Origin of the sequence: Streptomyces longispororuber, from assembly GCF_024448165.1 — a bacterium.
In the GTDB taxonomy this organism is placed as follows: Bacteria; Actinomycetota; Actinomycetes; order Streptomycetales; family Streptomycetaceae; genus Streptomyces; species Streptomyces longispororuber_A.
In genome coordinates this window covers 81,187-92,179 of record NZ_JAMOLN010000009.1, presented here as the reverse complement: position 1 = coordinate 92,179, position 10,993 = coordinate 81,187, and the positions used below count along the sequence as shown (strand labels likewise).

General features: G+C 72.7%; 10 protein-coding genes. 6 read left to right on the top strand and 4 right to left on the bottom strand.

What is annotated here, in order from left to right; all coding sequences use genetic code 11:
• A partial coding sequence (locus M4J07_RS04640; RefSeq protein WP_255967451.1) for an NAD(P)/FAD-dependent oxidoreductase occupies positions 1–799 on the bottom strand: 799 nt, incomplete at its 3' end.
• A gap of 66 nt (positions 800–865) precedes the next feature.
• Between M4J07_RS04640 and M4J07_RS04635 the strand changes: the two genes are divergently transcribed.
• From M4J07_RS04635 to M4J07_RS04625, 3 genes are all read left to right on the top strand, one after another.
• Positions 866–1,891, top strand: a complete 1,026-nt coding sequence (locus M4J07_RS04635; RefSeq protein ID WP_255967449.1) for an oxidoreductase — start codon at positions 866–868, stop codon at positions 1,889–1,891.
• 97 nt (positions 1,892–1,988) lie between these two features.
• The gene (locus M4J07_RS04630; protein WP_255967447.1) at positions 1,989–2,507 is read left to right on the top strand and encodes a TrmH family RNA methyltransferase; all 519 of its coding nucleotides are present in this window, start codon (positions 1,989–1,991) and stop codon (positions 2,505–2,507) included.
• A 29-nt stretch (positions 2,508–2,536) separates the two neighbouring features.
• On the top strand, positions 2,537–4,174 hold the full coding sequence (locus M4J07_RS04625; RefSeq protein WP_255967445.1) for an ABC-F family ATP-binding cassette domain-containing protein: 1,638 nt from the start codon (positions 2,537–2,539) through the stop codon (positions 4,172–4,174).
• A 116-nt stretch (positions 4,175–4,290) separates the two neighbouring features.
• On the opposite strand, the gene M4J07_RS04620 is transcribed toward M4J07_RS04625, so the two are convergent.
• The gene (locus M4J07_RS04620; RefSeq protein ID WP_255967443.1) at positions 4,291–6,705 is read right to left on the bottom strand and encodes a Tex family protein; all 2,415 of its coding nucleotides are present in this window, start codon (positions 6,703–6,705) and stop codon (positions 4,291–4,293) included.
• A gap of 154 nt (positions 6,706–6,859) precedes the next feature.
• On the bottom strand, positions 6,860–7,735 hold the full coding sequence (locus M4J07_RS04615) for an SCO6745 family protein (RefSeq protein WP_255967441.1): 876 nt from the start codon (positions 7,733–7,735) through the stop codon (positions 6,860–6,862).
• Positions 7,736–7,850: 115 nt separating this feature from the next.
• Here M4J07_RS04615 and M4J07_RS04610 point away from each other — a divergent pair, with 115 nt between their 5' ends.
• Both M4J07_RS04610 and M4J07_RS04605 read left to right on the top strand, forming a co-directional pair.
• On the top strand, positions 7,851–8,816 hold the full coding sequence (locus M4J07_RS04610; RefSeq protein WP_255967439.1) for a GlxA family transcriptional regulator: 966 nt from the start codon (positions 7,851–7,853) through the stop codon (positions 8,814–8,816).
• A gap of 25 nt (positions 8,817–8,841) precedes the next feature.
• On the top strand, positions 8,842–9,477 hold the full coding sequence (locus tag M4J07_RS04605) for a DJ-1/PfpI family protein (RefSeq protein WP_255967463.1): 636 nt from the start codon (positions 8,842–8,844) through the stop codon (positions 9,475–9,477).
• A 12-nt stretch (positions 9,478–9,489) separates the two neighbouring features.
• On the opposite strand, the gene M4J07_RS04600 is transcribed toward M4J07_RS04605, so the two are convergent.
• Positions 9,490–10,239, bottom strand: a complete 750-nt coding sequence (locus M4J07_RS04600) for an enoyl-CoA hydratase/isomerase family protein (RefSeq protein ID WP_255967437.1) — start codon at positions 10,237–10,239, stop codon at positions 9,490–9,492.
• Positions 10,240–10,309: 70 nt separating this feature from the next.
• Between M4J07_RS04600 and M4J07_RS04595 the strand changes: the two genes are divergently transcribed.
• Entirely contained in the window at positions 10,310–10,915 is a 606-nt protein-coding gene (locus M4J07_RS04595) for an HdeD family acid-resistance protein (RefSeq protein ID WP_255967435.1), read from the top strand.
• Positions 10,916–10,993 lie beyond the last annotated feature (78 nt).

Genomic DNA, 10,993 nt, shown 5'->3' with positions numbered 1-10,993 from the left:
GCCGCAACCCCACTCGATGCCCCAGCACCCGCGCCCCCGCGATCTCCGGCCGCACCCCCGCACACCGCGCAACGATCGCCTCCGCCACCCCGGGATCCGGCACCAACGACCACGCGCCGTCCTCCGCCGTACCGCCCAGGATCAGCCCGCCCGGCTGGGGAAAGTAGTACGTGGTGGCGTCGGACGCCGGATCGGCCGCCGTGTACCAGTCCCGTACGCCCGGGTTCTCCACCACCACGAGCTGCCCCCGCACCGGCCGCACCGCAGGATCGGGCACCAGCTCCCGCGCCCCGAGCCCCGTACAGTTCACGACGACCGGCGCGCACCCGAACGCCTCGTCGAGCGAGCCGACCTCCCGCACCTCAACCGGCACCCCGGCGGCCGCCAACTCGCCCCGCAGCCACCCCAGATGCGCCGGCATGTCGAGCAGCGGCAGCCGCGCCGCGAGCCCCCGGTCCGTCTCGCGCAGCCCCGCCACCTCCCCGGCCCACGCCCCGAGTCCGGCAAGCCGGGTGTCCGCGTGCACGCCGTCGACCATCCGTACGCCGGTCTCCTCCGGACGGCCCGCCCACTCCTCGTAGCGCCGCAGCGACCGCACCGACCACGGACCCACCCGCTCCACCGGATCGATCCGGTACGGCCACCACAACGCCCCCGCGACGGCCGAGGTGGTCCGCTCGGCCGGTTCCCGCGACCACACCCGGACCCGCCGGCCGTGCTCCGCCAGAACCAGGGCGGTCGACAGGCCGATGACCCCGCCGCCGATCACGATCACGTCACCGCTCGCATCACTGTCCACGCCCGGACCGTAGCGGAATGTGTCATGCCGTGCTCAACACGGGTGTCAGGTGGGGATACTCACACCATGTCTGCCGAGTACGCGACCTTCGGCCTGGCACCGGCGATGCGCGCCGGTGGAGTTCTCGCCAACGGTGACTACCAAGTCCACCGGGACTTCGTGGACTTCATCGTCGACGGGCGCCCGCTGCTGTTCCAGCTCTCCGACCTCGACGCGGTCTCCCCGCTGGCCGCCGACATCCCGCCCGCCATCTTCACCGACCACGTCAGGAGCCTGCTCCTGGAGGCCGACGCGCCGCTCGCGCAGGGCCGCTACGTCATCTACGGCTGCCCCGAGTGCGAGGGCCTGGAGTGCGGCGCCGTCACCGCCGTCATCGAGCGGTCCGGTGACGACTTCGTCTGGCGCGACTTCGCCTGGCAGACCGACGACCACGCCGACCTGGAGCTCAACGGCTACCACGGCATCGGCCCGTTCCGCTTCCGCGGCACCGAATACCGCGCCGCCCTCGGCCAGTTGCTCACCGGCCCCACCGAACCGGCCGCCCGCCGCCGGGTGCTGCTCATCGGCGCCCGCGTCGCCGTCCTCGCGAAACTCGCCGCCGCGCTGCGCACCATCGGCATCGGCGCGGACATCACCCACGACGCCGCCGGCGTGCCCCCCGAGGAGCTGCGGGCGTACGGCGCCGTCGCCTTCGGTCGCGCCGTCGATGAGACCCAACGGGACGCCGTGCGCCGGGCGTTCGAGCGGGCCGGCGCCGAGGTGGCGTACGTCGACGGACTCGCCCCGATCATCCCCCTCCTGGTCGCCCAGATCGAGGCGGCCCTCGACCGCAGCCCCCAGGAACGGCGCCGTCTGACCCGGCTCGTCGCCGCCGACGGCGAGGCGGGCATAGAGGTCACCTCCACCTGCCGCGTCCAGCTCACCGCCTACCGCCTCGACCGCCTCTACCGCGCCCACGCCCACGACGTCTTCGACGAGGTCCTCGACCCCGGCAAGCACCGAATTCCGCTCGACAACAAGGCGACCAAGGGGGAATCCTTCCTCGTGGCACGCACCACCGGGAGCGTGCTGGTGGCGCCGATGGCGCGCTGACCCACCCTGCCTCTGCCCCTGACCGGCCCCGGCGAGCCGCTGATCGCCGTACGACGATGCATCCTGCCGAGACCGTGAGGCGTGCCTCCACGGGCCGATGAGCCCGCGGATCCGCCCCCGCACCCCCGACGAACTGCGCCGGGGCCGACGGAACCGAGCCCACTCCTGCTGGGACCACCTGTACGCGGCCCCGCTGTGGCCGCTGCACGGCGCCAACCTGGGCACGCTCGCCCGCACCTGCGACGCGGTCGGCGCGTGCCTGACCGTGCCCCGCTTCCCATGGGTGCCGGAGGCGGTGGCGCGCGGCAACACGCTGCGCCGCCCGCTGTGCACGCACTGGACCGGCGACCCCCTGGGGTGGCTGGGCCGGCAGCGGGAGCGCGGCGCCCGGATCGTCGGCGTGGAACTCGCCGACGAGGCCGTCCGCCTCGCCGACCTGCCCACCGCCCGCGAGCCGACCGTCGTCGTCCTCGGCCACGAACAGTCCGGGATCCCGCCGGAGGCGCTCGACCTCCTCGACGTCTGCGTGGAGATCCCGATGGTCGGCCACGGCGCCAGCCTGAACGTCGCCGTCGCGGGCTCCCTCGTCCTCTACAAGCTCGCCGGTCTGCTGTGAAACCGGCGCCGACTAGGATCGACGCCCTGATGACTGCCACTCTCGTAGCCAAGAACCTCGCCGCCGGTCACGGCGACCGCTCGCTCTTCTCCGGCCTCGACCTCGTCGTCGCCCCCGGTGACGTGATCGGGCTCGTCGGTGCCAACGGAGCAGGGAAGTCCACCCTGCTCCGCCTCCTCGCGGGCCTCGCCACCCCGGAGGAGGGCGAGCTGCGGCTCTCCCCGCCGACCGCGGCCGTCGGCCACCTCCCGCAGGAGCCCGACCGCCGCCCCGGCGAGACGATCCGGGAGTTCCTGGCCCGCCGCACCGGCGTGGCCGAGGCCCAGCGCGTCATGGACGAGGCCACCCAGGGCCTGGTCGACGGCGCACCGGGCGCCGACGACGCGTACGCCACGAGCCTGGACCGCTGGCTGCACCTCGGCGGCGCCGACCTCGACGAGCGCGCCGAGGAGGTCGCCGAGCAGCTGGGCCTCACCGTCGGCCTCGACCAGACCATGACGTCGCTGTCCGGCGGCCAGGCGGCGCGGGCGGGCCTCGCGTCGCTGCTCCTGTCCCGGTACGACGTCTTCCTCCTGGACGAGCCCACGAACGACCTCGACCTGGAAGGTCTGGAGCGCCTGGAGAACTTCGTCCGCGGACTGCGCGCGGGCACCGTCGTCGTCAGCCACGACCGCGAGTTCCTCACCCGCACCGTCACCAAGGTCCTCGAACTCGACCTCGCCCAGCAGCAGATCAACCTCTACGGAGGCGGCTACGACGCCTACCTGGAGGAGCGCGAGGTCGCCCGGCGGCACGCCCGCGACGAGTACGAGGAGTACGCGGACAAGAAGTCGGCGCTCGAAGGCCGCGCCCAGATGCAGCGCTCCTGGATGGACAAGGGCGTCAAGAACGCGCGGCGCAAGTCGACGGACAACGACAAGATCGGCCGCAAGTTCCGCAGCGAGTCCAGCGAGAAGCAGGCCGCCAAGGCCCGTCAGACGCAGCGCATGATCGAGCGCCTCGACGTGGTCGACGAGCCCCGCAAGGAGTGGGAGCTGCGGATGGAGATCGCGGCGGCCCCGCGCTCCGGCGCCGTGGTCGCCTCCCTGCGCGACGCCGAACTGCGCCGCGGGGACTTCGCCTTCGGACCGGTCACCCTCCAGATCGACTGGGCCGACCGCGTCGCGATCACCGGGGCGAACGGGTCGGGCAAGTCGACGCTCCTCGGCGCCCTGCTCGGCCGGCTTCCGCTCGACTCCGGCCACGCGACGCTCGGTTCGGGCGTCGTGGTCGGCGAGGTCGACCAGGCCCGCGCCCTGTTCCACCGCCCGGAGGCCCTGCTCGACGCATTCTGCGCGGCGGTCCCCGACACGGAGCCGGCCGAGGTCCGCACGCTGCTCGCCAAGTTCGGCCTCAAGGCGGACCACGTCCTGCGCCCCGCGGCAACGCTCTCACCCGGCGAACGCACCCGGGCCGCCCTCGCGCTCCTCCAGGGCCGGGGCGTCAACCTCCTGGTCCTCGACGAGCCGACGAACCACCTGGACCTCCCGGCGATCGAACAGCTCGAATCGGCCATGGAGTCCTACGAGGGCACCCTCCTCCTGGTCACCCACGACCGCAGAATGCTGAACGCGGTCCGCACGACGAGGCGCTTCGAGGTGGCAGAGGGAAAGGTGACGGAGGTCTAGCCCGAGCCCCGAAAGCCCGAGCCCCGGACGAGGGCGCCCCTTCAGGGGCGCGGGGAACTGCGCGACCGGCCACGACCGGCCCGCAGTTCCCCATGAGACATCAGCCCCTACGGCGCCTAGGCCAGCCCCGCCTTGCGCAGCGCATCGGCCATGGCCGAGTTCGCCGCGGCCGGAGCGGACCGCGGCCGACCGCCACCGCCGCCACCGGAACCACCGGCACCACCCGAACCGCCGGAACCACCCCGGCGGGACTTCTGCTGCGGCGGCTTCCGGTCACGGTCACCACCACGGCCCCGGCCACCGTCCCGCTCGCCCTGCCCGCGCGACCCCCGCTGACCGCCGGAGGCGGCGTCGTCGTCGAGCCGCAGCGTCAGCGAGATCCGCTTGCGCGGCACGTCGATGTCGAGGACCTTCACCTTGACGATGTCACCGGGCTTCACCACGTCGCGCGGGTCCTTCACGAACGTCCGCGACAGCGCCGACACATGGGCCAGCCCGTCCTGGTGCACACCGATGTCGATGAACGCCCCGAAGGCGGCGACGTTCGTCACCACGCCCTCCAGGACCATCCCCGACTCCAGGTCGGAGATCTTCTCGACGCCCTCCTTGAAGGTGGCCGTCTTGAAGGCGGGCCGCGGGTCGCGCCCCGGCTTCTCCAGCTCCTTCAGGATGTCCGTCACGGTCGGCAGACCGAACGTGTCGTCCACGTAGTCCGCCGCCTTGAGCGAGCGCAGCCTCCCCGTGTCGCCGATCAGCGAACCGACCTCGCCCCCGGTCGACGTGGCCATCCGCCGCACCACGGGATACGCCTCCGGGTGCACGGACGACGCGTCCAGCGGGTCGTCGCCGCCCCGGATCCGCAGGAAGCCCGCGCACTGCTCGTACGCCTTCGGGCCGAGCCGGGCGACGTCCTTGAGGCCCTTGCGGTTGCCGAACGGGCCGTTCGCGTCGCGGTGCGCCACGATGTTCTCCGCAAGGCCCGCGCCGATGCCCGACACGCGCGCGAGGAGCGGCGCGGAGGCGGTGTTCACATCGACCCCCACCCCGTTCACACAGTCCTCGACCACCGCGTCCAGCGAACGGGACAGCTTCACCTCGCTCAGGTCGTGCTGGTACTGCCCGACGCCGATCGACTTCGGGTCGATCTTCACCAGCTCGGCCAGCGGGTCCTGGAGGCGCCGCGCGATGGACACGGCGCCGCGCAGCGACACGTCCATGTCCGGCAGCTCCTGCGAGGCGAACGCGGAGGCCGAGTACACCGAGGCACCCGCCTCGGACACCATCACCTTGGTGAGCTTCAACTCCGGGTGCTTGGAGATGAGTTCACCCGCGAGCTTGTCGGTCTCGCGCGACGCCGTGCCGTTGCCGATCGCGATCAGGTCGACCGCGTGCTCCTTGGAGAGCCGCGCCAGCTTGGCGATCGCCTCGTCCCAGCGGTTCGCCGGGACGTGCGGGTGGATGACGTCGGTCGCCACGACCTTGCCCGTCGCGTCGACGACCGCCACCTTCACGCCCGTACGGAAACCGGGGTCGAGGCCCAGCGTCGCGCGCGTGCCCGCGGGGGCGGCGAGCAGCAGGTCCCGCAGGTTCGCCGCGAACACCTTCACCGCCTCGTCCTCGGCGGCCGTGCGCAGCCGCAGCCGCAGGTCGATGCCGAGGTGCACCAGGATGCGGGTGCGCCACGCCCAACGGACCGTGTCCTGCAGCCACTTGTCGCCCGGACGCCCCTGGTTCCTGATCCCGAACCGGTCGGCCACGATCGGCTCGTACGACGAAGGACCTTCCTCGACCGGCTCCTCGGGCTCCAGGACGAGTTCGAGCACATCCTCCTTCTCGCCGCGCAGCATCGCGAGGATGCGGTGCGAGGGAAGCTCCTTGAAGGGCTCCGCGAAGTCGAAGTAGTCGGCGAACTTGGCGCCCGCCTCCTCCTTGCCCGACTTCACCTTCGCCGCGAGCCGTCCGCGCACCCACATGCGCTCGCGCAGCTCACCGATCAGGTCGGCGTCCTCGGAGAACCGCTCGGTGAGGATGGCCCGCGCGCCGTCGAGCGCGGCCTGCGGGTCCGCGACGCCCTTGTCGGCGTCGACGAACGCGGCCGCGGCGGCCTGGGGGTCGACCGTCGGATCGCCGAGCAGCCCCTCCGCCAGCGGTTCGAGGCCCGCCTCGCGGGCGATCTGCGCCTTCGTCCGCCGCTTCGGCTTGAACGGCAGATAGATGTCCTCCAGGCGCGCCTTGGTGTCGGCGGCGCGGATCTGCGCCTCCAGCTCCTCGGTCAGCTTGCCCTGCTCGCGCACCGAGTCGAGGACGGCGGCGCGCCGCTCCTCCAGCTCGCGCAGATACCGCAGCCGCTCCTCCAGGGTGCGCAGCTGGGCGTCGTCGAGCGACTCCGTCGCCTCCTTGCGGTAACGAGCGATGAAGGGCACCGTCGAACCGCCGTCAAGGAGGTCGACGGCGGCCTTCACCTGCCGCTCCCGTACGCCGAGTTCTTCGGCAATCCTGCCTTCGATGGACCCAACAGTGGGTGTCGCCACGATCCCGTACCGCCTATGTCGAATGAGGTTGCGCGGCAATTGTGGCAGGTGACACCGACAACGGGGGATCAGGGCGCCGACCGGGGCAGACGCGCCGGGCGCCGTGCCCCGCCGTGCCCCGCCGTGCTCAGACGTGCCCAGACGTGCTGGGACGTCAGGCGGCCTTGCCGATCAGGTCCGCGGGGAACGCCCCGTTCTCCAGCGCCGCCCCGATGAACCCCGCGGCCAGCTCGGTTAGCCGGGCCACGCCGTCCTCGCCGAGGTGCTCGTACGGGGCGTGGTCCAGGACGTCCGTGCGTGTCTCGATCTCGGCGCGCAGCCGGACGCCCTCCTCGGTGAGCGTCAACTCCTCGTCGGCGGCGAGGAGTCCACGGGCGCGCAGCCGGCCGGCCGCCGCGTCGTACTCGTCGCGGCTCCAGCCGCGCGTGGCGAGCAGGAACTTCGGTGCCATGCCCTTGCCGGTCGCGACGTGGCTGACGAGGGCCTCCACCGGGTCGAGTCCCGCGGCCAGCAGCGCGGCGAGGTGACCGTCGCCGCGGTGCTCGCGCAGCAGGGTCGCGGCGTGCCAGTACGCCATGTGCGGCGCCTCGGGGACCGGCAGGTCGGCGTGGGCCGCGTACAGCGGCCGGGCGTGCCGGGTGCACGCCTCGGTCGCGCGCAGGGCGAGTGCGGCGGCCTCGGCCATCTCCTTGGAGGCGAGCACCTCGTCGCCGAGCAGCCGGCGCAGCGTCGTGTCGACGGCACGCGCGCGTGCCGCGAGGACGGTCTCCGGGGACGCGGCCTTCCACACCTCGGGCACGTGCCGCGCGACCAGGTCGTGCTTGAAGTTGTAGAAGGTGGCCGTCACCGTGCCGGCTCCGACGGCGCCCATCGGGGCGGATCGCACCGCGAGGTAGGCGGCGCTGCGGTCCGGCACGCCGACCGCGGCCAGTTCTCTGCCCAGGTCGGGCGAGAAGTAGTGCGTCGAGTGGAACGGGTTGAGCACGTTGTGACAGCGGCGGGCGTCACGAAGGCGCGGGTCAGGAGTCATGCCCGCACGTTACCGACCGGTTGGTACGGGTGGCGACGCGGGGGACCCGACCATGGCAGGAAAGGAGGGGAACTCGTCATTGCGGCCATGGCGGCACCGGCCGAAGAATGAGGTCATGCCGCCACGCACCGTCCTGGTCCTCCTCTTCGACGACGTCCAGAGCCTCGACGTCACCGGCCCCGTCGAGGTGTTCGCGGGAGCGGGACCGGCCACCGGCACCGCCGGGTACCGGGTCCGCACGGCCTCCCTGGACGGGGCCGCGGTGCGCACGTCGAGCGGTCTGACCCTGGTGCCCGACCACGCCCTGGCGGACGCCCCGGCCCCGCACACCCTGCTGGTCCCCGGCGGCCAGGGCACGCGCACCCCCGACCCCCGGCTGGTCGACTGGCTGCGCACGGCCGCCCCGCGCGCCGAGCGGATCGTCTCGGTCTGCACCGGCGCCATCCTGCTCGCCCGCGCGGGCCTCCTCGACGGCCGCCGGGCCACGACCCACTGGGCGTACTGCGCCAAGCTGGCGCAGGACCACCCGGAGATCGAGGTCGACCCCGACCCCATCTACGTACGCGACGGGAACGTGGCCACGTCCGCCGGCGTCACCGCGGGCATCGATCTCGCCCTCGCGCTCGTCGAGGAGGACCACGGCAGGGACGTGGCCCTCACGATCGCCCGCCACCTCGTCGTCTTCCTCCGCCGCCCGGGGAACCAGGCCCAGTTCAGCGCCCAGCTCGCCGCCCAGACGGCCCGCCGCGAGCCGCTCCGCGAGGTCCAGCAGTGGATCACCGAGCACCCCGGCCACGACCTGTCGGTGGACTCCCTGGCGGCCCGCGCCCGCCTCTCGCCCCGGCACTTCGCCCGCGCCTTCCAGTCCGAGACCGGCCTGACCCCCGGCAAGTACGTGGAGCGCGTCCGGGTGGAACACGCCCGCCGGCTCCTGGAGGACACCACGGACGGCGTGGAGGAGATCTCCCGGTCCACCGGCTACGGCACCTCGGAAGCGATGCGCCGCGCCTTCCTCAAGACCCTCGGCACGTCACCGGCGGAGTACCGCCGCCGGTTCCACGCGCCGCGCGCCACCACCTGACCGTCCGACCATGGAAGGGAACTCCATGCAGATCGCCGTCGTCCTCTTCGACCGCTTCACCGCCCTCGACGCCGTCGGCCCCTACGAGACCCTCGGGCGCCTGCCCGACGCCGACCTCGTCTTCGTCGCCGAGGAGCGCGGACCGGTGCGCAGCGACACCGGCAGGCTCGCGCTCGTCGCCGACCGGTCCTTCGCCGAGGTGCCGCACCCGGACATCGTGATCGTCCCCGGCGGCCCCGGGCAGACCCCGCAGATGGAGAACGAGGCGCTGCTGGCCTGGCTGCGCGAGGCCGACGCGCACAGCACCTGGACGACGTCCGTGTGCACCGGATCGCTGCTGCTGGCCGCCGCGGGACTGCTCGCGGGGCGCCGCGCCACCTCGCACTGGCTGGCCCTGGACTTCCTGAAGCAGTTCGGCGCGGAGCCGACGGGGGAGCGTGTCGTCCTCGACGGCAAGTACGTCACCGCGGCCGGGGTGTCGTCCGGCATCGACATGGGGCTGACGCTGCTCGGCCGGATCGCGGGCGACGAGCACGCCCAGGCCGTGCAGCTGCTCACCGAGTACGATCCGCAGCCGCCCTACGACGCGGGCTCCCCGCAGAAGGCGCCCGCCCATCTCGTCGAGGAGTTCCGCACCAAGAGCCGGTTCATCCTGACGTGACGGGCAGCGGGATCACACGGTCCAGGTGAAGTCCGGGGCCCGGCGCTCCAGGAAGGCGGCGACCCCCTCCGCGGTGTCGCCGCTGCCGCGGGCCTGCTCGGCCCAGTACGCGTCCCGGTCCGTGCGCCCTGCCGCGAACTCCTTCGCCGCCGCCTGCGTCAGCTGCGAGCGGGCGGCGAGCACCCGTGTGAACTCGGCGACCCGCTTGTCCAGCTCGGCCCCGGCCCACACCTCGTCCACGAAGCCGGACCGCAACGCCCGCTCCGTGTCGATCAACTCACCCGAGAACAAAAGGTACTTGGCGGTCGCCGGGCCCACGAGCGAGGCGAGCCGCCGCGTCGACGACGCCGGATAGACGATGCCGAGCTTGGCCGGGGTCACCCCGAACAGGGCGCCCTCGGCGGCGAACCGCAGATCGCAGGCGGCCGCCAGCTGGCTGCCGCCGCCCACGCAGTAGCCGCGCACCACGGCGAGCGTCGGCTTCGGGAACGCCGCGAGCGCTTCCTCGGCCGCCACCGCGAGCCCCTGTGCCGCACCGGCCTTGAGCGTCGAGATGTCGGCGCCCGCGCAGAACGTCTCACCGGCCCCGGTGAGCACCACGGCCCGCACCGCCGGATCCGCCGCGAGCCCCGCGAGCAGCGGCGGCAGCGCGGCCCACATGGTGTCGGTCATGGCGTTGCGCTTGGCCGGATGGTCGATGACGACGGTGGCCACCCCGTCCGCGACGGAGTACGTGATCTGGGGCGGTGACAGCTCGGACATGCGCCGGATGCTATCCGCCCCGGGCGAACGTACGATCGGGAAGGGGGTGCCGACAGGACGGGAGGCGCCCATGCCCGAAGCACAGAACAAGAAACTGAGGCGGGGTCTCGGCTGGCTCGCCGTGCTCGGCGGACTGCTCGTCCTCGCCGGTCTGATCGGCCTCGCCTACACCGCGTTCGCCACCCTGACCTCGATGCTGCTCTTCGGCTGGCTGCTGCTGATCGGCGGACTCGTCGGCCTGCTGCACGCGATCCAGTCGCGCGGCACCAGCTTCTTCTGGCTCGCCGTCGTGGTCGCCGCCCTGAATCTCGCGGCCGGCGTCGTCGTGATCCGCCACCCCGAGGGCACGGCCGAGGCCCTCACCATGTTCGCGGCCCTGCTCTTCCTCACCGGCGGAGTGTTCCGGCTCGTGGGCGGACTCGTCGTACGGGGGCCGCAGTTCGGCTGGACGCTGGTGCAGGGCGCGTTCGGCATCCTGCTCGGCGTGCTGGTCCTCGGCAACTGGCCGGAGTCCAGCCGGTACGTCCTGGGCTTCTTCTTCTCGCTCGCCCTGCTCTTCGACGGCCTGGGCCTGCTGGCCATGGGCCTCGGCGGCCGGCGCATCGTCCACCTCGTAGAACAAGCTGAAGAGCCGCCGAAAGAGGAACAACTGGGGCAGGACCGGTCGCAGGGCTGACCTGGTCATGCGGCAGCGGTCAAATTCCGTCGATACTCGCTGACTTCTGGTCAGTCATCCGGTCCGGACCAGCTGATT

What these genes read in the sequence shown, in the direction of transcription:
- M4J07_RS04635 (WP_255967449.1), top strand. Translation starts at nt 866, where the DNA reads ATGTCTGCCGAGTACGCGACCTTCGGCCTGGCACCGGCGATGCGCGCC.
- M4J07_RS04630 (WP_255967447.1), top strand. Translation starts at nt 1,989, where the DNA reads ATGAGCCCGCGGATCCGCCCCCGCACCCCCGACGAACTGCGCCGGGGC.
- M4J07_RS04625 (WP_255967445.1), top strand. Translation starts at nt 2,537, where the DNA reads ATGACTGCCACTCTCGTAGCCAAGAACCTCGCCGCCGGTCACGGCGAC.
- M4J07_RS04615 (WP_255967441.1), bottom strand. Translation starts at nt 7,735, where the DNA reads ATGACTCCTGACCCGCGCCTTCGTGACGCCCGCCGCTGTCACAACGTG.
- M4J07_RS04610 (WP_255967439.1), top strand. Translation starts at nt 7,851, where the DNA reads ATGCCGCCACGCACCGTCCTGGTCCTCCTCTTCGACGACGTCCAGAGC.
- M4J07_RS04605 (WP_255967463.1), top strand. Translation starts at nt 8,842, where the DNA reads ATGCAGATCGCCGTCGTCCTCTTCGACCGCTTCACCGCCCTCGACGCC.
- M4J07_RS04600 (WP_255967437.1), bottom strand. Translation starts at nt 10,239, where the DNA reads ATGTCCGAGCTGTCACCGCCCCAGATCACGTACTCCGTCGCGGACGGG.
- M4J07_RS04595 (WP_255967435.1), top strand. Translation starts at nt 10,310, where the DNA reads ATGCCCGAAGCACAGAACAAGAAACTGAGGCGGGGTCTCGGCTGGCTC.